The sequence below is a fragment of the Chroococcidiopsis thermalis PCC 7203 genome, assembly GCF_000317125.1.
In the GTDB taxonomy this organism is placed as follows: Bacteria; Cyanobacteriota; Cyanobacteriia; order Cyanobacteriales; family Chroococcidiopsidaceae; genus Chroococcidiopsis; species Chroococcidiopsis thermalis.
Map to the genome: position 1 here is coordinate 4,273,822 of NC_019695.1, position 24,607 is coordinate 4,298,428.

28 protein-coding genes and 5 pseudogenes are annotated in these 24,607 nt (G+C 46.2%); 31 read left to right on the top strand and 2 right to left on the bottom strand.

Annotated elements, in window-relative coordinates:
* Nucleotides 1-9: 9 nt before the first annotated feature.
* The 12 genes from CHRO_RS18400 (at nt 10) to CHRO_RS18460 (ending at nt 10,690) form a co-directional block, all read left to right on the top strand.
* Entirely contained in the window at nt 10-675 is a 666-nt protein-coding gene (locus CHRO_RS18400) for a hypothetical protein (protein ID WP_219335954.1), read from the top strand.
* Nucleotides 662-1,069: a hypothetical protein gene (locus tag CHRO_RS18405; protein ID WP_015155742.1), complete on the top strand. Its 408-nt coding sequence runs from the start codon at nt 662-664 to the stop codon at nt 1,067-1,069. The genes CHRO_RS18400 and CHRO_RS18405 overlap by 14 nt, the downstream gene beginning before the upstream one ends.
* Nucleotides 1,070-1,199: 130 nt before the next feature.
* Nucleotides 1,200-1,835, top strand: coding sequence for a hypothetical protein (locus tag CHRO_RS18410; RefSeq protein ID WP_015155743.1), 636 nt, complete (start codon nt 1,200-1,202; stop codon nt 1,833-1,835).
* A gap of 79 nt (nt 1,836-1,914) precedes the next feature.
* Entirely contained in the window at nt 1,915-5,244 is a 3,330-nt protein-coding gene (gene hsdR, locus CHRO_RS18415; RefSeq protein ID WP_015155744.1) for a type I restriction-modification system endonuclease, read from the top strand.
* A 70-nt stretch (nt 5,245-5,314) separates the two neighbouring features.
* On the top strand, nt 5,315-5,617 hold the full coding sequence (locus tag CHRO_RS18420) for a type II toxin-antitoxin system Phd/YefM family antitoxin (protein WP_015155745.1): 303 nt from the start codon (nt 5,315-5,317) through the stop codon (nt 5,615-5,617).
* Nucleotides 5,592-5,900, top strand: coding sequence for a Txe/YoeB family addiction module toxin (locus CHRO_RS18425; protein WP_015155746.1), 309 nt, complete (start codon nt 5,592-5,594; stop codon nt 5,898-5,900). The genes CHRO_RS18420 and CHRO_RS18425 overlap by 26 nt, the downstream gene beginning before the upstream one ends.
* Before the next feature lie 8 nt (nt 5,901-5,908).
* Nucleotides 5,909-7,381 carry a class I SAM-dependent DNA methyltransferase gene (locus CHRO_RS18430; protein ID WP_015155747.1) on the top strand — a complete coding sequence of 491 codons (1,473 nt, stop codon included), beginning with the start codon at nt 5,909-5,911 and terminating at the stop codon, nt 7,379-7,381.
* A 47-nt stretch (nt 7,382-7,428) separates the two neighbouring features.
* Nucleotides 7,429-7,689, top strand: a complete 261-nt coding sequence (locus tag CHRO_RS18435; RefSeq protein ID WP_219335955.1) for a DUF2281 domain-containing protein — start codon at nt 7,429-7,431, stop codon at nt 7,687-7,689.
* Nucleotides 7,689-8,114 (top strand): type II toxin-antitoxin system VapC family toxin, encoded by a 426-nt coding sequence (locus CHRO_RS18440; RefSeq protein ID WP_015155749.1) that lies wholly within the window; start codon nt 7,689-7,691, stop codon nt 8,112-8,114. The genes CHRO_RS18435 and CHRO_RS18440 overlap by 1 nt, the downstream gene beginning before the upstream one ends.
* A gap of 164 nt (nt 8,115-8,278) precedes the next feature.
* Nucleotides 8,279-8,572: a nucleotidyltransferase family protein gene (locus CHRO_RS18445; protein ID WP_015155750.1), complete on the top strand. Its 294-nt coding sequence runs from the start codon at nt 8,279-8,281 to the stop codon at nt 8,570-8,572.
* Nucleotides 8,569-8,919, top strand: coding sequence for a HepT-like ribonuclease domain-containing protein (locus CHRO_RS18450; protein ID WP_015155751.1), 351 nt, complete (start codon nt 8,569-8,571; stop codon nt 8,917-8,919). Before CHRO_RS18445 ends, CHRO_RS18450 begins: the two co-directional genes overlap by 4 nt.
* A gap of 238 nt (nt 8,920-9,157) precedes the next feature.
* Nucleotides 9,158-10,690 carry a restriction endonuclease subunit S gene (locus tag CHRO_RS18460; RefSeq protein WP_015155752.1) on the top strand — a complete coding sequence of 511 codons (1,533 nt, stop codon included), beginning with the start codon at nt 9,158-9,160 and terminating at the stop codon, nt 10,688-10,690.
* A 13-nt stretch (nt 10,691-10,703) separates the two neighbouring features.
* Here the strand turns inward: CHRO_RS18460 and CHRO_RS34840 are convergent.
* Nucleotides 10,704-10,778: pseudogene (locus CHRO_RS34840) on the bottom strand (DUF433 domain-containing protein); the annotation flags it as partial.
* Between the two features lie 63 nt (nt 10,779-10,841).
* Here CHRO_RS34840 and CHRO_RS33460 point away from each other — a divergent pair.
* The 19 genes and pseudogenes from CHRO_RS33460 to CHRO_RS32535 all read left to right on the top strand — a co-directional run bounded on the left by CHRO_RS33460 (nt 10,842) and on the right by CHRO_RS32535 (nt 23,706).
* Nucleotides 10,842-11,060 (top strand): GIY-YIG nuclease family protein, encoded by a 219-nt coding sequence (locus tag CHRO_RS33460; RefSeq protein ID WP_219335956.1) that lies wholly within the window; start codon nt 10,842-10,844, stop codon nt 11,058-11,060.
* 16 nt (nt 11,061-11,076) lie between these two features.
* The gene (locus CHRO_RS18470; protein ID WP_015155753.1) at nt 11,077-11,370 is read left to right on the top strand and encodes a hypothetical protein; all 294 of its coding nucleotides are present in this window, start codon (nt 11,077-11,079) and stop codon (nt 11,368-11,370) included.
* A pseudogene (locus CHRO_RS18475) lies at nt 11,370-11,807 on the top strand (PIN domain-containing protein); the annotation flags it as partial. The gene CHRO_RS18470 and the pseudogene CHRO_RS18475, both read left to right, overlap by 1 nt.
* 154 nt (nt 11,808-11,961) lie before the next feature.
* A pseudogene (locus CHRO_RS34845) lies at nt 11,962-12,520 on the top strand (phosphatase PAP2 family protein); the annotation flags it as partial.
* A gap of 97 nt (nt 12,521-12,617) precedes the next feature.
* Nucleotides 12,618-13,733 carry an IS701 family transposase gene (locus CHRO_RS18485; protein ID WP_015152474.1) on the top strand — a complete coding sequence of 372 codons (1,116 nt, stop codon included), beginning with the start codon at nt 12,618-12,620 and terminating at the stop codon, nt 13,731-13,733.
* 14 nt (nt 13,734-13,747) lie between these two features.
* Nucleotides 13,748-15,571, top strand: coding sequence for a threonine--tRNA ligase (gene thrS, locus CHRO_RS18490; protein ID WP_051033264.1), 1,824 nt, complete (start codon nt 13,748-13,750; stop codon nt 15,569-15,571).
* Between the two features lie 16 nt (nt 15,572-15,587).
* Nucleotides 15,588-16,166, top strand: coding sequence for a hypothetical protein (locus tag CHRO_RS18495; RefSeq protein WP_015155756.1), 579 nt, complete (start codon nt 15,588-15,590; stop codon nt 16,164-16,166).
* 27 nt (nt 16,167-16,193) lie between these two features.
* Entirely contained in the window at nt 16,194-16,451 is a 258-nt protein-coding gene (locus CHRO_RS18500; protein ID WP_015155757.1) for a hypothetical protein, read from the top strand.
* A 21-nt stretch (nt 16,452-16,472) separates the two neighbouring features.
* Nucleotides 16,473-16,877 (top strand): DUF1636 family protein, encoded by a 405-nt coding sequence (locus CHRO_RS18505; RefSeq protein ID WP_015155758.1) that lies wholly within the window; start codon nt 16,473-16,475, stop codon nt 16,875-16,877.
* A pseudogene (locus CHRO_RS18510) lies at nt 16,864-17,985 on the top strand (NAD(P)/FAD-dependent oxidoreductase). Before CHRO_RS18505 ends, CHRO_RS18510 begins: the two are co-directional and overlap by 14 nt.
* Complete coding sequence (locus CHRO_RS18515; RefSeq protein WP_015155759.1) at nt 17,969-18,202, top strand: DUF1830 domain-containing protein; 234 nt, start codon at nt 17,969-17,971, stop codon at nt 18,200-18,202. The pseudogene CHRO_RS18510 and the gene CHRO_RS18515 overlap by 17 nt, the downstream one beginning before the upstream one ends.
* A gap of 127 nt (nt 18,203-18,329) precedes the next feature.
* Nucleotides 18,330-18,779 carry a SufE family protein gene (locus CHRO_RS18520; protein ID WP_015155760.1) on the top strand — a complete coding sequence of 150 codons (450 nt, stop codon included), beginning with the start codon at nt 18,330-18,332 and terminating at the stop codon, nt 18,777-18,779.
* Nucleotides 18,780-18,787: 8 nt separating this feature from the next.
* Complete coding sequence (locus CHRO_RS18525; RefSeq protein ID WP_015155761.1) at nt 18,788-19,864, top strand: CobW family GTP-binding protein; 1,077 nt, start codon at nt 18,788-18,790, stop codon at nt 19,862-19,864.
* A 98-nt stretch (nt 19,865-19,962) separates the two neighbouring features.
* The gene (folE, locus tag CHRO_RS18530) at nt 19,963-20,601 is read left to right on the top strand and encodes a GTP cyclohydrolase I FolE (protein ID WP_015155762.1); all 639 of its coding nucleotides are present in this window, start codon (nt 19,963-19,965) and stop codon (nt 20,599-20,601) included.
* A gap of 86 nt (nt 20,602-20,687) precedes the next feature.
* Complete coding sequence (locus tag CHRO_RS18535) at nt 20,688-21,653, top strand: CobW family GTP-binding protein (RefSeq protein ID WP_041462529.1); 966 nt, start codon at nt 20,688-20,690, stop codon at nt 21,651-21,653.
* A 5-nt stretch (nt 21,654-21,658) separates the two neighbouring features.
* The gene (hisI, locus tag CHRO_RS18540; protein ID WP_015155764.1) at nt 21,659-22,024 is read left to right on the top strand and encodes a phosphoribosyl-AMP cyclohydrolase; all 366 of its coding nucleotides are present in this window, start codon (nt 21,659-21,661) and stop codon (nt 22,022-22,024) included.
* 662 nt (nt 22,025-22,686) lie between these two features.
* Nucleotides 22,687-23,124 carry a putative toxin-antitoxin system toxin component, PIN family gene (locus CHRO_RS18545; protein ID WP_015155765.1) on the top strand — a complete coding sequence of 146 codons (438 nt, stop codon included), beginning with the start codon at nt 22,687-22,689 and terminating at the stop codon, nt 23,122-23,124.
* Nucleotides 23,121-23,357: a hypothetical protein gene (locus CHRO_RS18550; RefSeq protein ID WP_015155766.1), complete on the top strand. Its 237-nt coding sequence runs from the start codon at nt 23,121-23,123 to the stop codon at nt 23,355-23,357. The genes CHRO_RS18545 and CHRO_RS18550 overlap by 4 nt, the downstream gene beginning before the upstream one ends.
* Entirely contained in the window at nt 23,347-23,706 is a 360-nt protein-coding gene (locus CHRO_RS32535; RefSeq protein WP_015155767.1) for a hypothetical protein, read from the top strand. The genes CHRO_RS18550 and CHRO_RS32535 overlap by 11 nt, the downstream gene beginning before the upstream one ends.
* Here CHRO_RS32535 and CHRO_RS31270 read toward each other — a convergent pair.
* Nucleotides 23,650-24,482: pseudogene (locus tag CHRO_RS31270) on the bottom strand (IS1 family transposase). The gene CHRO_RS32535 and the pseudogene CHRO_RS31270 overlap by 57 nt on opposite strands.
* Between the last annotated feature and the right edge of the window lie 125 nt (nt 24,483-24,607).

Here is a 24,607-nt window from a genome sequence, read left to right on the forward strand (position 1 = left end):
GATTCATTCTTGGATATTCTGACAAATACTGTTGGGGTACTAATGTTTGTTAGCTTATTTATCAGCCTAGTTGCTGTTCAGTCAGCTACCATTGTCCGAACTCCACTAGTATCTAAGACTGAAAAACAACCTCATTTTTTTGAAATTCGAGGCAACAAAGTTACTTACATCGATACAAAAGTAGCTCAAAGTCATATTAAAGAGTTAGTGGAATCTTTAACAGTTTGTAGTAAGCCAATACCTCCTGATTCCAACTTATCAGACTATGACTTTTTTTACGAGCAGTTACAAGAATACTATAGATGGTTACAGGAATACCAAGATTGCATAACATATAAAGCTCAAGAGTTTAGAACCTTTCAAGTTAGAACTTCTCACTACAACGTCCGTCTTGAGTTAGAACCGTTTAGCGAGGTTTACGAGCCAATTGAAGCTGATGTTGGTGAATCATCAAAAGAGTTAAAGCAAGAAAATTCTGAATATAAAAGTATTCTCAAAAAACTAAGTCCTCAGACAGATTATTTAGCGTTTATTGTTAGACCTGATAGCTTTGAAACTTTTCGACAAGCGAGAGAAATAGCTTGGAAAGATAAGTTTAGTGTAGGTTGGGAGCCTATGAAAACAGATGCTCAAATAAGATTTTCTTCTGGAGGTAGAGCAGTTGGAGTACAGTAATTTCTACAAACTACTTCCAGCGATCGCCCTCACCCTACTCGCTCAGCTACCTGCTCTCGCCAGCAATTTCTATGACAACCCCTGGAAACTGAAGTCGCCAGTCACAATCAAACCAGCTTCCCATACCAAGCTCTACAAACACGTTATCTTTACGGGTTGGGTGGACGACTTAGAGGATTACGTTAAATACCACGGACTGAAAGCCAAAGTATTTACAGACTACTGGGTGATGGGCAATAGCCATATTACAGGTATGGAAACAGTAGGTACGGGTAAGCTATGGGCTGCTTGCAATCATGGTAAATCTGGTGCAGTGCATGAGTTTGTCTGCGTCGCTGTGGATAAGAAAGGTCGCCCTCTAGATCCAACAATATTTCAAGTTAAACAAGAGTAGATCGCAGTAGTTCCTTATGAGAAATGTACGCTTAAACTAAGTACTCGATGCCGTATTTCAATAACAATTTTCAATCGAAAATTTTAGAAAAATCTGAAGAGTCAATAGCAGCTAAGAATGAGAGTGAAATATGGATGAAGCTATCAAAAAAGTTGCGGCTTTGGGATTGCCTGGTGTAGTGCTGGTAATTACGATGGCAGCTACGGGTTTGACTGGCGCGGCTGCGATTACAGCAGCCTTAGCTTTTTTAGGTGGACCCGCTGGAATGCTTGGCGGAATTGCCGTCTTGGGACTGACGGGATTAATTACAGATGCCCTAGCCAAAGTAGGTTTGGAGGATTTTTTGACAGCAGTTTATTGCGAAAGGCGAAATTTAGAACCGCATGGCAAGCTCTTAAATGAAATTGACTCGATGTCGTTATTTGATGGCGATCTCAAAGATAGACTCAAGCTGGCGGTGACAGACGGCTGCGGTTGCAAGACTGTGGTGGATGTTTACTTAACTGACGTGACTAAAGAAGCGATCGCGATTTTAGAAAACGTACCTGGGATAACTCCCGCGCACCATAGAGACTTTAAAAGTTCCAACCCAATCGCGAGGCTGAGGGATGGGACAGCAGTGAGAACCTGGAAAAACCCGTTGGGGGTTGACCATGTTTTCTTGGCAGATCGCAATGACAGAATGGTTTATGGCGGTTATGTCGGCTGGATTCACAGTGAGGGATTGAGTCAAGCAATCGATCGCATCAGGAAAGACTTGACTTGAAGTCATATACTTGGGTTTTGGGTTAAAGTGCTTGGCACAGCATACATAGTCTCGTGTTGAGGGGAGCAGTACAACAAACATGGTCGTGTCATTAAATTTCGCCTTCCTAGAAGAACACGACCCGCAGCTAGTGCGGCTGGGTGGTCTAGCCGAGCAGTATTTTGCCTCCGACCCCAATTCAAGCCTCATCAAGTTGCGTCAATTTGGGGAATTGCTAGCTGGGTTAATCGCAGCGAAAGTAGGTTTGTATGTTGCTGATGGCGATCGCCAGATAGACCTATTGCGCCGTCTCAAAGATCGCGGCTTGTTAAACCCAGATGTAGAGCGCCTGTTTCACGAATTGCGACGAACGGGCAACGATGCCACCCACGCGCTGACAGGCGATGCTAGAACGGCTTTAAGTCACCTGAAGTATGCCCGACAGTTAGGAATTTGGTTTCACCGAGTCTCGACCAAAAATCCCAACTTTCATCCAGGTGCTTTCGTCCCACCCCCAGATCCAACCGTCGAAACCGAGGCGCTCAAACAAGAATTAGAATTACTGAGAGCCGAATTAGCTACCAGCGTCGAAGCAGCCGAATTAGCCCAGATCGAAGCCCAACAAGAGGTGATGCGGCGTAGAGGTGCGGAAGACTTGGCACGGGAAGCAGAAGCAAAGGCGCAAGCAGCACTAGACCATTTAGCTGCCATTCAAGCCCGTGCGGAGAGCGCCCCAGCCCAATCTATTCAACAAACGATTCAAACCGCGCAGCAGACAGAAATTGACTTAGACGAGCGGGAGACGCGCCGCCTCATTGACATCCAACTGCGAAACGCTGGCTGGTCAGCAGATTCAGAACAACTCACTTATAACAACGGCACTCGCCCCCAGAAAGGTAGAAACATGGCGATCGCCGAATGGCAAACAGCCGCAGGACGCGCCGATTATGTATTATTTGCCGGATTGCAAGCGATCGCACTCGTCGAGGCAAAGCGCCGCAGTAAAGACGTGCCTGGGATGGTTGACCAAGCCAAACGCTACAGTCGCGGCTTTTTTGTCAAGGGAGACGAAACCTTACCCAACGGTAGTCCTTGGGGAGAATTCAAAGTTCCCTTTGCCTTCGCTACCAATGGTAGGGAGTTTTTGCAACAACTGCGTACCAAAAGCGGGATTTGGTTTTGCGACCTGCGCCGAACAGACAACCTGCGCTATCCCCTACCTACCTGGTACAGTCCCCAAGGGTTGCTCGATACCCTTGCCCAAGATGTAGAGCAAGCCCACCAAAAACTAGAAGCTGAAGGCTTCAACTACAACTTAGAATTACGCCCCTATCAAGTTAGAGCAATTCAAGCAGCAGAGTCGGAGTTAGCCAAGGGACGCAGGGAATTGCTCGTAGCAATGGCGACGGGGACGGGGAAAACCAAAACCTGTATCGCCCTAGTCTACCGCCTGCTGAAAACCAAACGATTTCGACGAGTGCTGTTTTTAGTAGACCGCACGGCATTGGGAGAACAAACAGCCAATGCCTTCAAAGATTCCCGCATGGAGAATCTGCAAACCTTTGCCGACATTTTTGACATCAAAGAATTAGGCGACACCGCTCCCGATCGCGATACTAAGGTACAAATTGCCACCGTTCAAAGCTTTGTCAAACGCATCCTTTACAAAGCCGACGATGCAGCAGTACCTACAGCCGACCTCTACGACTGCATTGTAGTGGACGAGTGCCACCGAGGATATTTGTTAGACAGGGAATTGAGCGATCTAGAATTTACCTTCCGCGACGAGTCCGATTACATCTCCAAATACCGCCGCGTCTTGGAGCATTTTGATGCCGTCAAGATTGGCTTAACCGCTACTCCTGCCTTACATACGACTCAAATCTTTGGGGAACCGATCTACACCTACAGCTACAGGGAAGCGGTAATTGACGGCTGGCTCGTTGACCACGAACCGCCGATTCGTATCGTCACCGCCCTAGCTGAGGATGGAATGGTGTGGAATCCAGGCGAGGCGATGGAATTCTTCGATCCCAAAACTGGTCAACTGGATTTGGTTCACGCCCCAGATGAAGTCAGAATCGAAGTCGAGCAATTTAATCGGCGCGTCGTCACCCCAGAATTTAACCGCGTCGTCTGTGAGGAGTTAGCCAAATATATCGATCCTTCCCTGCCAGAAAAAACCTTAATTTTCTGCGCTACGGACGGTCATGCCGATATTGTAGTTGACCAACTTAAAATCGCCCTAGCCGCTCGATACGGCAGTGTAGAAGACGATGCAGTGGTGAAGATTACCGGAGCTGCCGATCGCCCCTTGCAACTGATCCGGCGGTTTCGTAACGAGTCTACCCCCCAAATCGCCGTGACTGTAGACCTGCTGACAACGGGGATCGACGTACCACCGATCTGCAACTTGGTCTTCATCCGCCGCGTCAATTCCCGCATCCTCTACGAGCAAATGCTGGGACGGGCAACCCGCCGCTGCGACGAGATCGGCAAGCAAGTCTTTCGCATTTACGACGCGGTAAACTTGTACGAGGCTCTAGCCCCCGTCTCGGCAATGAAACCCGTCGCTGTCAATCCCAACATCTCTTTCGGGCAACTGCTACAGGAGCTATCTAGTGTTACAGACAGCGCTGCCGCCAGCGAAATTATCGACCAACTTCTAGCCAAACTCCAACGCCAGCGCCAGAATTTAGCTACAGACAAGCAAGAGGCAATAGAAGATCTTGCCGGAATGTCATTAGCGGATACGATCGCCTACCTGCGCTCCTCTGACCCCATGCAACTGAAACAGTGGTTCTCCGACCGCGCCGCGATCGCCCAAATTTTAGACCTGCGGGATGGTGGCACGCAACCGCTGCTGATTTCCCGCCATGCTGACGAATTGCGCTCGGTAGAACGGGGTTACGGAAATGCTCAAAAACCTGAAGACTACTTGGATAGCTTCAAAGCCTACCTGCGGGACAACTTAAATCAAATTCCCGCCCTCATCGTCGTTACCCAGCGCCCCCGCGAACTCACCAGGGCGCAACTGAAGGAAATTCGGCTATTGCTGGATGCTGCTGGCTACTCCGAAACAACATTACAAGCAGCGTGGCGGGAAATGACGAATGAAGACATCGCCGCCAGTATCGTCGGCTTTATCCGCCAAGCGGCTCTGGGGGATGCCTTAGTATCTTACGAACAGCGAGTAGACAGGGCGATCGCCAAAATTCTAGCCAGCCGCGCTTGGACACCGCCGCAGCGCAAGTGGTTAGAGCGGATTGCCAAACAGTTGAAAGTAGAAACCATTGTCGATAGAGAAGCCCTAGACAAAGGCGAGTTTAAAACGCAAGGAGGATTTACGCGGATTAACAAAATTTTTGACGGGGAATTAGAAACAATTTTGGCGGAAATCAACGCCAATCTCTGGCAGGATGCCGTCTAGTTCTGGCATTTGCGTCCGATTTCCTAAAAGACATCGTATAATTAACGTACAGATTTGCGTACATTAACTTATGCTGTCTTATGAAACAACTTCTCCTACCGAGGCAAGAAGCAACTTCTTTAAGTTGCTAGAGCAAGTGGTGGAGAATCATCAAGTGTTTATCATCCATCGCCGCGAAGGTGAGAATGTGGCGCTGATTTCTGAGTCAGACTTACAAAGTTTGGTAGAGACAGTTTATTTGTTGCGATCGCCTGCGAATGCGCGGCGATTACTGGATGCAATTGAAGAGTCTCATTCTGGCAAAATTGCGCCGCAAACACCGGAAGAATTGAAGCGAGAATTAGGTTTTGGGCAAGAAAAAGAAACCCCCTAAACTAGATCCGCCGCCCATACAGGTAAGAGTCCCTGGCTTTAGTTCCCGCTTCAAAGAGGACTTGGGCTGGTGGTACAAAACCGATCCTGCTAAGGTAGACAAGATTTTTGACCTAGTGACAGCCGCGATCGCAGACCCATTCCAAGGTATCGGTAAGCCAGAACCTTTGAAATACTTGGGTGAAGGTCTTTGGTCGCGGCGGATTGACCTAGAGCATCGCTTAGTCTATCAAGTCAGTCACTCAAAAATTGATTTTCTCACCTGCCGCTATCACTACGAATAAGATTACGAATGACCGCTACCACCGATATCGTCCAAAAACTCTGGAATTTGTGTCACGTCCTGCGCGATGAGGGCATTTCCTATCTTCAGTACGTCACCGAGCTGACCTACCTGCTGTTCCTGAAGATGATGCAGGAAACGAGTAATGAAAACCAACTCCCAGAGGGCTACCGTTGGGCAGATTTGGTAGCAAAAGAAGGAGTCGAGCAGATTACCTTCTATCGCGCTTTGCTACTGGAGTTGGGGACGCAAACAGCACAGCCAAGAGTGCAAGCAATCTTCGCCAATGCTCAAACAGCACTGAAACAGCCCCGCATCCTCAACAAGCTGGTGACGAGTATTGATGCCCTAGACTGGTACTCTGCCAAAGAGGAGGGGCTGGGGGATATGTATGAAGGGCTGCTCCAGAAAAACGCCGAGGAGAAAAAATCGGGAGCAGGGCAGTATTTTACTCCCCGTCCGCTGATTGATTGCATGGTTGAGCTAATCCAACCCCAGCCAGGGGAAGGAGTGCAAGACCCCGCCGCTGGAACGGGAGGCTTTTTAATCGCCGCAGATCGCTACATCAAGCAGCGCACCGATGACTTATTCGACCTTTCCGAAGCCGAGCAGTCTTTTCAACGCTATCAGGCATTTTACGGCATTGAGTTAGTGCAGGATGCTCATCGCCTGTTGCTAATGAATATGATGCTACACGGGATCGAGGGGGCAGTAGGATTAGGCGATACTCTCTCCCCTGACGGACAGCGGTTGGCTAAAGCCGATGTAATTCTCACTAATCCGCCTTTTGGCACGAAGAAAGGCGGTGGTTTGCCGTCGCGGGATGACTTCACCTATCCCACTTCCAACAAACAGCTAGCCTTTTTGCAGCATATCTATCGCAGCTTGAAGCCTGGGGGACGGGCGGCGGTGGTCTTACCCGACAACGTATTATTTGAAGACGGGCAGGGTCGTCAAATTCGGGCTGATTTGATGGACAAATGCAACCTACACACGATTTTGCGCCTGCCTACAGGGATTTTCTACGCTCAAGGAGTCAAAACCAACGTGCTGTTTTTCCAGCGCGGTTTGACGGACAAGGGCAATACAAAAGCAGTGTGGATTTACGATTTACGGACGAATATGCCTGCTTTTGGCAAGCGCATACCCCTAACCAAACAGCATTTTCAGGAGTTTGAGGCGGCGTATGGGGACGATCCGAATGGGGGGAGCCAGCGCACCGATCGAGGGGAGTCAGGACGCTTCCGCTGTTTTACACGGGAGCAAATTGCCAAACGAAATGAAAACCTAGATATTTCCTGGCTGCGGGATGAAAGCTTGCAGTCGGGGGATAACCTACCCCAGCCGGATGAAATCGCAGCTTTAATTATGACGAAGTTGCAAACGGCAATGGATGAAATGGAGGCATTAACAGCTTTGCTGGAGGGGGATACAGTGGAAGAAGACCAGCCACTTGCATTTGAGTCAGATCGGGCAGAGTGAAAAAGCGCGATCGCATCTTCTAGAAAGCCCTACCAATTTGGAGTAAGATGATGAATTCTGAGCCATTAGCATCAACACAGCTATCTGAAGGCATTGCCAAACTCAAAATGCTCCCTGAAGAAAAACAGCTTGAAGTACTGGATTTTATTGAGTTTTTGCAAGCTAAAGTGGAGCGGCAGGGCGAAGCTAGAAGCAATTGGCAGCACGGTATATCGGCTTTAGAGGCGGCAGGTGACTTGGTTGGCTGCGTGGAGGGACCAGAAGATCTATCTGCTAACCCAGAGTATATGAAAGGATTTGGGGAGTAGTGAGGCAGCAAGTTTTATTAGATACGGGTCCCCTGGTTGCTTTAGTTAATCGACGAGATCGCTTTCACCAATGGGTCAAAACAGAATGGGAGCAGATTGAACCGCCCTTGCTCACCTGTGAAGCAGTCATAACAGAAGCAAGCTTTTTATTAAGTAGTGTTTATGGCGGTCAGAAAGCCGTAATGTCTCTAATAGAACGAGGTGTAGTCCAAATTCCATTTCGCTTAGAGGAAGAAGTGGAGCTTGTGGGGGAATTGTTGGATCGCTATCAATCTATACCAATGTCGTTGGCTGATGCTTGCATGGTGCGGATGGCTGAGCGATATACGTCAAGTTACGTGCTGACCATAGATAGTGATTTCAACATCTATCGCAAACAGAGAAATCAGCTGATTCCTGTCATTATGCCCAGTAACGATCGGTGAGTTGAATAGAGGGGTGAAGTGATAAAGATTTTTAGTGGCGATCGCAATTTATCTACATTTGTTCAGAAATAAAATAGTAAAAAATACTCTTTTTGTCAGAAAAAACTATAATACTCTAGTTTCTACAGTAATCTCGATCGACATGAATTGTAATGTAAATAATTATGAGAACTTTAGAAGAGATTAAGCAACTGCTCCAGCAAAGTAAATCGGTGTTGCAGGAGAACTATAGGGTGACGGAATTAGGCATTTTTGGTTCTTATGTTCGAGGGGAGCAAAATGAAGAAAGCGATGTTGATGTCTTGATCGACTATGAAAAGGCTCCGACTCTGTTTAAGTTAGTAGAGCTTCGTAACTACTTAAATGAATTGACGGGAATGAAGGTAGATGTGGTGACTAAAAAGGGTCTAAAGCCAAGAATTCGAGAACGGGTGCTGTCAGAAGTTATTTATTTATGATGGAACGGCAGCTTGCAGAATTTTTACAGGACATTTTGGATACGATCGCAGATATCGAAACTTTTACAGATAATGTGGAGTTTGAAGCATTTCAAGTGAATCGAGAAAAAGTTTTAGCGGTTATTAAATCAATTGAAATCTTAGGTGAAGCGGTCAAAAAAGTTCCAGACTACATTCGCAGTCAATATCCCGATATTCCTTGGAGATCTATTGCTGGAATGCGTGATGTGTTGGTACATGAATATTGGGGGATTGATGTCAATATTATTTGGGCGACGGTACAGGAAGGATTACCATCTTTAAAGGCGGCGATCGCTGAAATTGCTACAGATGTTTCAGAAAGTTGAGATTTGGACGATTAAACAGTTAGGATAGGTGGTTACTGGCGATCGCTCGTCTGCAACAAACCACATTTCGAGTTTCACCGAGATTGATTCAATCGCTTTTGCAACAGTACCAAAAGGAAGACAAATAGGAAAGGAGTTGCAGTTATGCGAATGGTTACGCGGCTACCGCAATTTAGATGCGCTGTTCTCTAAGCAGGATGACAGTTGATAAAGTTGCTTGAGTGAAGGAAGTAGTTTAATGCTTAATGAAAATACTGCACTTCCAGAAGGATGGTGCTGGTCATCTATTGCTCAAATTGCCTTCGTGATGAGTGGTCAAACACCAAAGGGTATTGATAATGCATCAGTAGAGGATGGAGAAATCCCTTGGTTCAGAGTAGGCAACATGAATAAGGCTGGAAATGAGGAAACTCTACAGCTATCAGATGTAAGGCTTACTCTGGAAAAAGCTCATACTTTAGGGCTGCATATCTATCCAAAAGGCACTGTTGTTTTTCCTAAAAGAGGTGGTGCTATTGCTACAAACAAAAAGCGCATTTTAGGGCAGCCAAGTGCATACGATTTAAATCTGATGGGTGTTCTACCTGTTGGGCTAAATAGCCGATACTTTTGGCATTGGTTTCAATCCATTAATTTGAAGGAATTAAGTGATGGATCTAACGTTCCTCAAATCAATCATGGGGATATAGAACCGCTAAGAATTCCTGTACCTCCCCTCAACGAACAACGCCGCATTGTTGCCAAAATTGAGACGCTGAAGGCTCGAAGCCAGCAAGCGAAGGAGGCGCTTGAGGCAATTCCCCCCCTCCTAGACCAGTTCCGTCAATCAGTCCTCGCTGCTGCCTTTCGTGGCAATTTAACTGCTGATTGGCGAGAAAAAACCCCTGATGTTGAACCTGCATCGGTTTTGCTAGAGAGGATTAAGGACGAAGTTCCTGAACCTAAAAATAAAAAAGCAGATAGTGAACTTCCAGATCCATTTCAAATTCCTGATGAGTGGAAATGGGTGAGTTTATCTAGTATTTGCCGCTCTATTACTGATGGAGATCACCAACCACCTCCAAAAGCAGCTCAAGGAGTACCTTTTTTAGTAATTTCTAATATTAATAATGGCGAATTAGATTTTAGTAATATTCGCTATGTACCTGAAGAATACTATCAGTCTATTCAGAGACATAGAAAAGCAGAAAAGGGAGATCTACTCTACTCGGTTGTAGGCTCTTATGGTATTCCTGTACTGGTAGACACTGAAGATAAATTTTGTTTTCAAAGACATATTGCTTTACTGAAACCCTGTTATCTAATTAGTAGTAAATACTTACTATACGCACTCAAATCAGATTTTGTCTTTAGACAAGCTACTGAAGTTGCAACAGGAACAACTCAGCTTACTGTCACTCTTTCAGGGCTACGTAGAATCAAAGTACCTCTGGTTTCACTGACTGAACAAAAGGAAATCGTCAAGAGAATAGAAACTCTTCTTAAGATTGCTCAGCGAGTTGAGGGAGGCTATCAAGGAATCAAAGCCAACATAGACCAACTTGACCGATCCATTCTTGCCAAAGCCTTTCGTGGTGAACTGGTTCCCCAAGATCCCAACGATGAACCAGCATCCGTCTTACTAGAACGCATCCGCGCAGAACGTGCCAAACAAGAAACCGCAGCTAAAACCGCTAAAAAATCTACAACTAAAACATCAGGAAAACGCCGCAGAAAAACACAACAGCAAGATTCAGAATCAGTTCAACTAGGATTACCAGGATTAGAATAGCGGGCTAAAGTAGTCAAATAATCAAATAGGGATATGCTTCAAGAATGTCGCTCTTGCTATGTCCTGATGCCATTAAGCCAACGACAGCGCCAACGGTGACAAAAAGACTGGCTCAAACCGGAAGAAGAGGCAGCATGGCAGGATTTGAAAGTTGACAAATTATCCCTTACAAGGTAAATCAACTCAAATCCGAAAAGCGCTTAAGAGCGATCGCAAAAATTATAGAAATTATACAGCAATGACAAAAAAGACTACTAATGTGACAGATGCGATCGCACGAGGACAACAAATAAAGGGATGGCTGAGAGCGAAAAAAATTGCTTTGATTGAATCAGCTAATCTACAATGGTATAAATTAAGTAGTGAATAAAAAATAACGCTTTATTATGACTATCAAAAAACAACTACTTCAAGAAATAGAATCTACCTCAGATACTCTTTTGGCTGAAACTTTAGACTTTCTACGCTTTTTAAAAACAAAGCAAACCAAAACACAACCAACACCAGAAGTAGTAGACTCCACCACCCACACGCCAGTTAATTCTACAGGGCGATCGCTCCTAGAGCATCTAAAAACTATCGGCACTTGGGAAGGAGATGATTTTGAAGAATGCTTAGAAATGGTATACGCAACTCGCGGCAAAGCTAAGTTCGATCGGTCTAATCCTTTTGACGAATAATGTATTTATTGGATACCAACCACTGTAGCCGTGCAATTCTCGGCGATTCTAATGTTTTGAATCGCATTGCCGAAGCGGAAAATACCTTGATTTCAACCTGCGTCATTGTGCAAGGGGAACTAATAGACATGGCAGAACGTTCTGGGCGCAGGGAAAGCAATTTAGCTTTAATTAATCGCTTTCTTCAAGGTATTTACATTTATTCTGTAGACGGAGTAACAGCAGATACTTACGGACAACTAAAAGCAGCATTATTTAATCAGTTTGTGCCTAAAGAGAAAAGCAAACGCCGGAAGACAAAAATTACCGATTTAGGATTTGATGAAAACGATCTCTGGATTACTGCTATAGCGTTGCAGCACAGTCTTACCGTTGTATCAATCGATAGTGACTTTCAGCGTATTCAGCAAGTAAAAACATTGTCAGTTGAATCCTGGCTTGGAATTCCCAATCTTACCCCTCCCATGCTTGAAAACGTTATCCAAGATCTCAATCGCAAACAGCGCCTAAAACTAAATTCCCTATATCGTACAAAAATACTATCAAAGCGATTTGCTAGCATCTATCAACTAACCAACAAAACACAGGTGGATGTTTAGCTCGCGCATCTGGAAGCTGTTTCAATCCTTTGTCCGATTTCTTGGGCGATTGCTAGTCGCGCACTGGCGTTCTCTGCTGTTGCTATTCGTGGGGGTTTATTTACCCTTACAAGTTTTTGGGGAATTGGCGGAGGAGGTTTGGGAGAACGAAGGCGGCTTCCCTTGGGATGTACCGTTCTTGTTGGCGATTCATAGCACAGCTAATCCTCAACTGGACTTCCTGGCAGTGATGCTGACTAAATTAGGCGTATTTTGGGGCGTGTTTCCAGTTGCTACTGTCACCGCACTGGTGCTATTTGTGCGTAGGCAGTGGCGATAACTTCGTTAAGCTTCGCTAACGCTAACCTACCTGATAACTACTCTATTAGGCAGTATCGTCATCAACCGGACGGCAAAAGTATTATTGCATCGAGTCCGTCCCCACTTGTGGGAGTCGCCTGCTCCAGAATTTGACTACGGATTTCCTAGCGGTCATGCGATTGTCTTGCATGACGTTAGTGGCAGTTTTAGTAATTTTATCGTGGGGTAGTCGATGGCGCTGGTGGGTTTTGGCTGTGCTTAGATCTTGCACCAGTACAGATACTCTAGTTGCGAAAGAGTAGGTTTCAATGAGAGAAAAGGGCGTGAAACCAATTGAATGCAAGAACGATGGAAACCCTTCTTGCCCACGCCCAAGGGCTAGTCTACACCCTACTTGATTTGATGCCGAGCCACTATCAACGAGATAGCCTACAAGCCTTGCTGGGATTATTTTTACAAGCTCAAGGACATCCTCTGCCCCAACAATGCAAAACTAAATCAGCCAGTGCCTTAAGTCGGTTTCTCAACGTCTACCCCTGGTCAACTCGTCGGCTGATTCGTAGTACCCGCTCCTTTGTCCTGCAGCAAATTCTGTCACAGCCACGAATTGGACGTAGACCCATCTTACAAGTCATCATCGACTTAACCACCCTAGAAAAACGCGGCAAGTTCAAGCTGTTGGATGGATTAGTGCGAGTCTTCCATAGCAAACGTGGGCTACACCTAGTCGTGATGTATCTAGTAGTGGGTCAATGGCGCGTGCCGTGGAATTTTCGAGTTTACCGAGGGAAAAATCATTCCTCACCAGCACAGTTGGGGCTACGACTTGTACAAAGCTTACCTTCATTGCTGAGTCAACACTTTCAGCTCATGATTTTAGTAGATACAGCCTTTGGTAGTGCCGAATTTTTACATGGTATACGTAAATTAAAATATCACGCCATTGCCGGAGTACGCTGTGACCGCAAGCTACAAGATGGGCGCAATGTTAAGCAACTATGCAGGCGGGGACAACAAGTGCGACTGGTAAAATTAAAGTTTCCAGTTTCACTGTCTTGGTACTATCTCAAGCGTGACGACGGTAGGCTGGAAAAGCGCTTTGTCCTCTCTACCAAACCACTTAAAGCTAGTACTATCAATTACTGGGGCAAAAAGCGTTGGCAGATTGAGGGATGGTTCAAAACTGCTAAACATCGGTTTGGATTAGACCAATTTGGTCAGGGCACATTGCTAGGTGTCTACCGTTGGCTGGTATTGTCACTTTTAGCTTATTTGTTAGCACATTGGGCTTATTTGTCTACTGCATCTACCGACTCACCTGATTGGGGTAAGGCGGCTCAACTGGCACTTGAAGCATTACTGCCTCAACTAGTGGTGTTGCTCCTGCTGCTGGAGAGCAAACGCCTCACACCCCTAGCACGCTCCCTTGGTTTTGACATTCAAATCACTTGCTGCAAGATCTGAGGTCTAGTTATCCAATGCAGCAAAGCGATGAGCAGCAACTGCTGCGAATTCGTCACACTTGCGCTCATCTGTTGGCAATGGCAGTACAAACGCTATTTCCAGAGACAAAAGTTACCATTGGTCCAACCACAGAAACAGGTTTTTACTATGACTTCGATCGCACTCAACCCTTTACGCCGGATGACCTACCCGCGATCGAAGCACAAATGCGACGGCTGATTCGGGCTAACCTACCAATTATTCGGGAAGAAGTAGACCGAGAACAGATGCGGGTTGAGATCGAGCGGCTAAACGAGCCTTACAAGCTAGAAATCCTCGACAGCATTCCCACAGGGGAGACAATTAGCCGTTACTTTATCGGCAATCCCGATGCTGGTAGAGGGACAAGCGAGATAGAATGTTCATTATTTGACCCAGCAACTTTACCACCAAGCGAATTTTGGTGGGATTTGTGTGCGGGTCCTCATTTAAACTTTACTGGCGAAATCGATCCCGACGCTTTCACGCTCTTAAGTATTGCTGGTGCTTACTGGCGTGGCGATGAAACTAAGCCTCAGTTGCAACGGATTTACGGCACGGCTTGGGAAACACCAGCACAATTGCAAGCTTACCTGCAACAAAAAGAAGAAGCACTACGGCGCGACCATCGCAAATTAGGACAAGACTTAAAACTTTTCAGTATCCAAGAAGATGCTGGCGGTGGCTTAGTCTTCTGGCTTCCCCGTGGAGCAACTATCCGCAACATTATTGAGGATTACTGGAAAAAAGCTCACCTAGAAGCGGGTTATCAGTTACTTTATACCCCTCATCTTGCCGATTTGGAACTGTGGAGAACATCAGGACACTTTGATTTTTATCGAGAGAACATGTTTGACTCGATGCAGATCGAAGACCGAGATTATCAAATTAAGCCCATGAACTGTCCCTTTCATGTTTTGGCTTACAAACACGAACTGCATTCTTACCGCGAGTTCCCTTTGCGCTTTGCCGAGTTAGGGACAGTTTATCGCTACGAGCGATCGGGCGTGCTGCATGGCTTGATGCGCGTGCGGGGATTTACTCAAGATGACGCTCACATTTTCTGTTTACCCGACCAAATTACGGCTGAAATTTTGGGGGTGCTGGATCTGACTGAGAAAATCTTATCGGATTTTGGCTTTAAAAATTATCAGGTGAATTTGTCTACTCGTCCGGCTAAATCGGTTGGCAGCGATCGCGTCTGGGCATTGGCAACAACCGCTTTAAAACAAGCCTTGAATACTAAAGCCTGGGATTATGTTGAGGATGTTGGCGGTGGTGCTTTCTACGGTCCTAAGATTGACATCAAAATTCAGGATGCGATCGGTCGTCTGTGGCAATGTTCTACGATTCAGGTAGACTTCAATCTGCCTGAAAGATTCGACATGCAATATGTCGCCGACAATGGCACGCGCCAACGCCCGATAATGATTCACCGCGCTATTTTTGGCTCGTTGGAAAGATTCTTTGGGATTTTGATTGAAAATTACGCTGGCGATTTTCCGTTGTGGATTTCCCCTGTACAACTGCGTTTATTACCGATTAACAACGAAGTCCGAGAATATGTGGAGTCAGTGGCAGCTACTTTGAAAAAGGCAGGATTTAGGGTAGAAGTCGATCGTAGCGGCGATCGCTTGGGTAAGCTGATTCGCACGGCTGAATTAGAAAAAATTCCCGTCGTGGCTGTGGTGGGGAAAAAAGAAATAGAAACACAAACTTTGAGCGTACGGACGCGCCAGCAGGGAGAATTAGGACAGTTAACTTTGCCTGCATTGCAAGAACACTTGCAACAGCCAATTCAAGCAAAAACTACACTGTAGTTCATGAGGTGAGTTTATGGGTTCTACTCAAACTATAACTGGCTTGTCTTCTACTTCCAATAGTCGTTGGGCGCGGGGTTGTGACGCGATCGCGCGAGGTTGGTTGTGGAATTTCTTACTCATCTTCCTCGGTAGTGCTAGTAGTGTAGTTTATCCTCATCCTCCATTAGTCAGTTTTGCCACCATCGCAGGTGCAACCCTTACTTGCAAGAAAGCGGCGATCGCGACTATGGCAATTTGGTTAGTCAATCAAGTTTATGGCTACAGCCTCCGCGACTACCCCCGCACTAGCGAATCGATCGCGTGGGGTTTGATTATGGGTTTGGGAACATTACTCGTGGCGTTGCTGGCAAGTCTCAAACCTAAGTTTAGTCGCGAGAAAATCGGCGGTCATTTTCTCTGGCTGGGAGTCAGTTTTGTAGGTGGATTTATCTTATTTGAAGGCTTGATTCTCCTAACTGGAATTTTTCCAGGCATCTCGCACAATCTAACTCCAGCAATTCTCATGCGCTTGCTAATTAAGGAAAGTATCTGGATAGTTCCTCTAGCATTGGCACATATGTTTTTAGTCAGGCGATCGCAAATTGTAAGTTGATTGTTGAGTTTGGCATTTTTGGCAACGATGAATTTATTCTCCAAATCTAACGCTAGAGCAGAACCAGAGAGAGTCCAACAAATAAAAACTTGGATTTACGAGCTATTGAAACTCGATCTAGATACTCCTATTTCTATTATTCAATTACGCTGCAACGAACCCAATTGTCCGCCCTTGGACACAGCGATCGCCGTGATGACCGTTCCTACCAAAACCTACAAAATTCATAAATCGATTGCCGAAATAGCATTTACAGATATTGCTAACGCTATGCAGCAGAAGTAGTAGAAATCGAGTCAATTTTCTATGACTAAACACGCTTTATTTGTCTGTAAATCTTGCTTATATTCTCCCCACCAACGAGAATATATGGGCAAGCGAGGAGGCTGGTATTTGCTCGATCGATTGCTATCTCTGTCGGAAGGTTGGCAATTGCGAGCGTCATTTGTCATTCAACCAGTAGAATGCCTGAGCGCGTGTAAACGTCCTTGTGCTGTAGCTTTAGCTGCACCGCATAAAACAACTCTCATGTTTGGTGACTTGCCACCTTTAGAAAGCGCAGCAGCCGTATTGCAACTAGCATCACAATACTACAACAGTACTGATGGCATCGTTCCGCGCCAGGAAAGACCGGAGATCTTGCAAAAAGGGATTTTGGCGCGAATTCCGCCTTTCCCTCAAGAAAGGCAATGCAACTATGAAAACGACTAGAAAAAACTTGGATGTAGTCATTGTAGGCGCAGGTGCAGCTGGGGTGGGTTGCGGTGTAGTACTACACGATCTGGGCATCAAAAATTTTGTCATCTTAGAGCGCGATCGCGTGGGAGCAACATTTAGCCGCTGATCCGCAGAAATGCGCTTTATCACCCCCTCTTTTCCCAGTCACGGCTTTGGTTTGTTGGATCTCAATGCGGTTGTTTGGGATACTTCCCCAGCCATAGCATTCAAGCGCGAGCATCTCACGGGCAAGGAATACGCGCTCTACTTGCAAACCGTTGTCGATTATTACCATCTGCCCGTACAGACAGGGGTAGATGTGCAAAAAATTGACCCATTACCCCAGCAACAGGGTTTTCTCCTCAAAACTTCAGCAGGCGAGATCCGCTGCCGTTTTGTCATTTGGGCGGCGGGAGAATTTCAATATCCTCGCCTTCACCCATTTCCTGGAGCAGAACTATGTATCCATAACTCTCAGGTAAGTTCTTGGAGAGAAATACCGGGCAATGAATTTCTGATCGTTGGCGGCTATGAGAGCGGGATGGATGCGGCTACTAATCTAGTAGCCTTGGGAAAACGAGTGCGAGTTATAGATCGTGCTACCAGTTGGGCGAACGACCACACCGATCCGAGTATTTCCCTGTCTCCCTACACGGTAGAGCGATTGAAAATTGCTTATTCCACTGGTCTGCTTGAATTGGTTAACGACACCTGTGTAGAAGAGGTGAAGCGCGTCAAGGACGGCTATGCAGTGTATAGCGAGTATAACAAATGGATGAGTCTCACTCCTCCGATCCTGTGTACGGGCTTTACGGGAAGCCTCAGCTTAATTGCTAACTTATTTAGCTGGCAAGACGGGCAAGCATTGCTGACTGCTCAGGATGAGTCTACCCGCACCCCTGGATTATTTGTGGTAGGACCGAGCGTGCGTCACGGGCAAGTCATCTTCTGTTTTATCTATAAATTTCGGCAGCGGTTTGCAGTTGTTGCCGAAGCGATCGCCTACCGCATGGGATTAGATACTTCACCCTTAGACGTTTATCGCCAAAACGGTCTGTTTTTAGAAGATCTTTCCTGCTGTGGCAATGACTGTATCTGCTAGAGGAAACTATGTACCCGACGACAAAAGAATCGCCTGGTTCAGATTATTCGGATTGCGAATATTCCTAATTGGTACGAAGAAGCGCGTGATTTTTCCCAGACAGCGCCTCTTATTTGAAGCATTGCCCCAAGCACAATTAGAAATTTATACAGGTGAGTTCCCTAGTGCCGTTCTCTCGGATCGAATTCCATACCAGTGCCTGCGAGTAATTAGCTAAGCTCTCCATTATGCATGGTTATGACTCCGAGCTTTGAGCTTGACAGCTTGCTAAAACATTCTCAAGGGCTAACGATCCAGTATTATGAGAATGGTTATCATTATATACATGCTGCTTCCAAGTTTATATGCCGTCTGTCACCAAGCCTTTACCCCCTAGCTTAGAGCTTATTGTGCGGCGGTTCCAGCAGATTTCGGAACCTAAGCGACGCTATGAATATCTACTCTGGTTTGCCAAGCGGGTGCCAGAATTACCCGAGACTGAGAAAATCCCAGAGAATAAGGTGCTGGGGTGCGTATCCCAGGTTTATATCGCGGCGGCTTTAACAGATGGTAAAGTCACCTTCTGCGGAGATGCCGACGCTCAAATTACCAAAGGACTAGTAGGTTTGCTGATGGAAGGATTAAATGGATTAACACCCGACGAGATTGCTCAACTGACACCAGAATTTATCCAGCAAACCGGACTGAACGTGAGTCTTACCCCTTCCCGCAGCAATGGCTTTTACAACATCTTCCAGATGATGCAGAAAAAGGCTGTGGCGTGCCAACTTACCAATCCACAATTATTCAAATAGGGGGCATTATGACTAGCACCATCACTTCTCCAACCGAAACAGCTCTAGCAATTCCTAAACGGGGAATGCCCGTGACCATCATTACAGGTTTTTTAGGCAGCGGCAAAACAACTTTGTTAAACTACATTTTAAGCAATCGCCAAGATTTGAAGGTGGCAGTTTTAGTCAACGAGTTTGGCGATATCAACATCGATAGTCAATTACTGGTATCGATGGATGAAGACATGGTAGAACTCAGCAATGGTTGTATTTGCTGCACGATTAATGATGGGTTAGTAGATGCAGTTTATCGAGTGCTGGAGCAAGGCGATCGCGTAGATTACATGGTAATTGAAACAACAGGTGTTGCCGATCCACTACCAATTATCCTGACGTTTTTGGGGACAGAATTGCGGGACTTAACCCACTTGGACTCAATTGTAACCGTTGTTGACACTGAGACATTTACACCAGAGCATTTTGAGAGTGAAGCGGCGTTGAAACAGATTGCTTATGCAGATATGACTTTGTTGAACAAAACCGATCTTGCCTCTCCAGAGAAGGTGAAGGAGTTGGAGGCATACATCAACACGGTAAAAGTAGGAGCCAGAATTCTCCACACTCAACATGGTAAAGCGCCATTGCCATTGATTTTAGATGCCCAGTTGACTCAGCCAGAGGCATACCGAGAATTTCTGGATGAAGAAGCAACCGCAGGCGAGGAGCATGACGAGCATAAGCATGACGAGCATCATCACCACGAACACGATCGCCACGAACATCATCATCACGAGCATCACCATCACCATTCCCACCACTTAGAAAATGATGGATTTGTGTCGGTATCGTTTGAGAGCGATCGCCCAATGGATGTGAAAAAGTTTGAATCTTTTTTGCAAGAACAGTTACCCAAAGATGTATTCCGTGCCAAAGGCATTCTCTGGTTTTCAGATAGCGATTTGCGTAACATTTTTCAACTGAGCGGTCCCCGCTTCGACCTGCAAGCAGAAGAGTGGCGCACCCCACCCAAAAACCAGGTTGTTTTCATTGGGCGCAATCTGAATGCAGATGAAATCAAGCAAAATCTGACTTGCTGCCTTGCTTGAAACTAAGCTTTCAGCAGTTCAGCCGTCTGCTGGAAAAAGGGGCGCTGCGTGCCGCACCCCCATTTTTACGGCTGTTTATCACCTCATCTAATTCACTCATGACATTTTCGATTTCACCAGACGAGATTCTGAAACAATCTGCGATCGCCACAGCAAAGTCACCCGTTTCTGAAGCAGAGATGATGCAAGCCGTTCGCACGTTGCTGTTAGGCATGGGTGAAGATCCCGATCGCGAAGGTTTGCGCGATACGCCTAAACGAGTTGTAAAAGCACTCAAATTTCTCACATCTGGCTATCGTCAATCCCTAGACGAACTGCTCAACGGAGCTATCTTCCACGAAGATGCGGATGAAATGGTTCTGGTACGGGATATCGATTTGTTTAGCTCTTGCGAACATCATATTTTACCAATTATTGGTAGAGCGCATGTTGCCTATATTCCCAACGGTAAAGTCATTGGCTTATCCAAAATTGCCCGCATTTGTGAAATGTACGCTCGTCGCTTGCAAGTGCAGGAACGCCTGACGGTTCAGATTGCCGATGCGCTTCAGGGTTTATTGAAGCCACAAGGAGTTGCGGTAGTGGTCGAAGCAACTCATATGTGCATGGTGATGCGCGGCGTGCAGAAACCTGGGTCTTGGACGGTTAGTAGTGCCATGCGTGGGGTCTTTGCAGACGATGCCAAAACTCGCCAGGAGTTTATGAGTTTAGTGCGGCACTCTCCAGCATTCCATTAGATCGACTCTTTCACCTTAAGGTAACGATCTTCATGCCACCGTTGCCTCTTTTCTCCTGTTCTATTCTGCTGATTCTGAGTTTATACATGCTGGAAACCCTTGCCATCTCGCCTCAACTAATCCCTGTAACCATCATCACCGGATTTTTGGGGAGTGGTAAAACAACCTTACTCAATCAAATTCTGCAAAACTTGAATGGTTGGAAAGTAGCTGTTTTGGTTAACGAGTTTGGTGACATCAACATTGATAGTCAGTTGTTGATTGCTGTCGATGAGGAGACGATCGAGCTGACCAACGGCTGTATCTGTTGCACGATCAACGACAATCTAGCTGATGTCGTCTATCGGCTGTTAGAACGGCGCGATCGGCTCGACTATCTCGTAGTAGAAACTACAGGAGTGGCTAATCCGCTTCCCATTGCCCTGACATTTCTGGGGACAGAACTGCGAAACATGACGCATCTGGACTCGATCGTCACCGTTGTGGACGTGGAAAACTTTACGTTGAAAGAGCATTACGCCAGTGAAGCCGCTCTGAGTCAAATTACTTATGGTGACATAATTCTTTTGAATAAAACGGATTTAGTGTCTGAGACAACTGTAGATGCGATTGAAAATCAAATCCGCGATATTAAAGAAGGAACCAGAATTTTGCGCTCTGAATATGGAAAAGTTCCTTTGCCATTAATTCTAGATGTCAATCTTGCCGAAGCCGGATCTTTCCCCCAAGCATTAGCCGCCGCCGATCTCCCTTCCAACCATCTCAATAATGATGGGTTGATGTCAGTATCATTTCGGAGCGATCGACCCTTTGCCTTGAAGAAATTTCAACAGTTTCTCGATTACCATCTGCCGGAAAATGTATTTCGAGCCAAAGGGATTTTGTGGTTTGTCGAAAGCCCCAAACGCCATATATTTCAACTCAGCGGTAAACGCTTCACCATTAACGATAGCGAGTGGGAGTCATCCCCCAAAAATCAAATGGTGTTAATTGGACGCAAGCTCAATCCTTTATTTCTGCAACAGATGTTGAATAACTGTTTAACTTGGTAACGTCAATGAACTCAAATACTCTGACAAACGAAAATCTGCTCTGGATCGAACGACTGAAGTTTAACGATCGGGGAATAATTCCGGCGATCGCTCAAGATTATCGGGACAATACCGTTTTGATGATGGCATGGATGAATCGGGAATCGATTCAGCGCACCTTAGAAACAGGCGAAGTTCACTACTGGAGCCGCTCCCGTGCGGAACTTTGGCACAAAGGGGCGACAAGCGGACATATCCAGAAGGTGAAGCAGCTTTTTTATGACTGCGATCGCGACACGATTCTAATTAAAATCGAACAGGTAGGTGATATTGCCTGCCATATGGGAGCGAGAAGTTGCTTTTTCAACTTCGTGCCTATTTACCCTCGCTAAAATACTCTCCGTTCCGCTTTAACAGATTTTTAGCCAGAATGCTTGGTGACAACTCCCACCGCTAACTGCACTGACCCTAGCACAAAAGGCAGAAAACAAGGCTCTCAGTCGAGAACGAGTGCTGTGTGAAAATGCTTTTGCAGGTGTGAAGCGATACAATGCAGTGGCAGCAATTTACAGGCATCGCGTGTCTGATTTTGATGACCGACTGATGCTGATAGCCGCAGGATTGTGGAACTTCTATTTAGATGCTGCCTAAATTGGCATAGTCGAGAGAGTCATTGGTTGTTTCCACTTTATAATTTTTATTTCCCCACAACTTTAATGTCTGGTGGGTGGATCGCCCACTACACCGCGCAGTGTACAATTGACTGCTTTAGTTGCACGCGATCGCACAAGTTCCTGCACTTGATGCAGAGCAGTCAATCGAACCGCTATGCACGCTAGGTTAATTTACCAGGTTTGGGACTGGCTTGAGTTAGTGACCCTGCCACGATGAGGTAAAATTGCCGCTACGGCGCTCCCTAACAGGTCAAACCAATTCGGGATCGCACACTTTTGCAATGCCAAGTTGTTTGACTTTGGGAAAGCTGCATTCAATCTTGAGTCATATCGAACCAGTTGTTATCTTCTCCAGTCTTAAATAATTAGCTAAATTTAAGATGTATGTTTTCGATAGCTGCATTTTGGTTGCAGCACTACGCTCTCGACGAGGTGCTAGTTTTTTGATTCTGAGTGCTTTGAGGCAACGAGCCATTACTGGATGTCTTTCAGAAGCCCTTTTTCTGGAATATGCTGATGTATTGAAGCGCGATGAGAACCTACGACAGTTTTGGACTTCACCAGAGGAGGTCGATGTGGTGCTAGGAGTGCTGGCAGATGTTTTGCAGCCAGTTCCCATCTATTTCCAATGGCGACCGCAACTAAGCGATCCCAATGACGAAAGAGTTTTAGAATGTGCTATTAATGCTCAGGCTACGGCAATTGTCACGTTTAACGAACGAGACTTCCTGCCCTCTACATCACAATTCGGCATCGCAGTGATTCAGCCTAGGGTTTTGGTTCGAGCCTTGAATTTAAAGGAGTGTTTAAGCGAATGAGTTCTTATCTATTGCAATTACCGGAAGAGTTAATCCAAGAAGTACGGCAGTTAGCTGCGGCAAATCAAATACCCTTGGAGCAATGGTTGATTGCTGCGATTACCCAACAGCTAGAAGTCGAACGCTCTTTCTCTCGCTTGCGGCAAGCAGCACAAATCGCCGATTACGAGAGATTTGACCAGATTTTGGCAAGAGTACCAGACATCGAACCAATGCTGGGAGATGAACTTTAACATACTTGTCGCGTTCCTCAATCGATGTCCTGGGTTCCACAGTATCTACCCCTGTCTTATAGCCTTTGATTCTTTGCTCTTCCACGATCGCTTCAACCAAGTTGGGCAAAACCTACTAAGCGCGAGCAGATGCAGCCATTCTTCCTGCGATCGCGACCTCGAACAGCGGGCAAAGCAACAAGGAACTCGCCCTACATCGGAACAGCCCTTACCTCAAACCGAGGTGATGCAAGCCAGTTATCATGCCGTGCTGCGGCTCGCTGCTAAGAATAACCCATTCATTGGTCATGCCCTACAAAAGCGTGGGATAGGTAGCGATGTCATTCCAAGTCCAAGCACGATCGGTTAATCCTGCTCGCTGGGAAGCGGTAGTTCCTAAGCACGAATGCTGCCAGATCCAGTTGAAGTAACTGATAACAAGTCTCACAGTTACCTCGGTCTGTTTCCAGACCTTGCTAAATTTATTTTGTCGTCGATGCCAACGTCCAGTTTGTTGACGAAGAATGCCATTGGTTCGCTCTACACGTTGTGTTAAGGCTTTACTGACATAATGTTCTATCTCATCACAACAAAGCGCTCGCTTATATCCACCCCAGCCATCAGTACCCCATTCCTTACAGCTAGTCTTGGCTTGGGTACTACTCACCAATTCCTGAGCCAACTCGTCAGTATGCTTGCCTATACGACCACACAGGAGCAAGCCACTCAGTTGTGCCAAACTTACAGCTATCCAACAATCTCCAGCCTCTAGCTCTTGTGGTCAGCAGTGTTTTTGTTTTTTTCCACAAATGACCACAACTCGTCAGCAGCAATGGCATCTGTATCGACATCTTTTACCTCGCTGTTGTGTACCATTTGCGCTTTTTCTGCCGCAGCGTGAACGATACTGACAACTGTATCGTAAGCTAAGCCACTTACGCGGCTGATACCTCGTAAACTACTGCCTTCTGCATGCGATTGCAACACAATCCGTACGTCTTCTTCCTTTACTTGACGACGATAGTAGAGCGTATCGAAAGTTTCAGTAAAAGTTTGGCGGCATTTTAGGCAGAAGTAGCGTTGAGCGCCTTTACTCGTCTTTCCATGTTTATGGGGTCTCTCATAATCGCACAGAGGACATTTCATAGCACTGCTACCGATCGACTACAACTTTGTTCAGTCTAGCAGCCCCACACTTCCACCTCGCATGACCCTCCACACCCCAAACAGCCCCAACAATAGCTCGAAGTGTTGATTCTGCTCCTAACTCT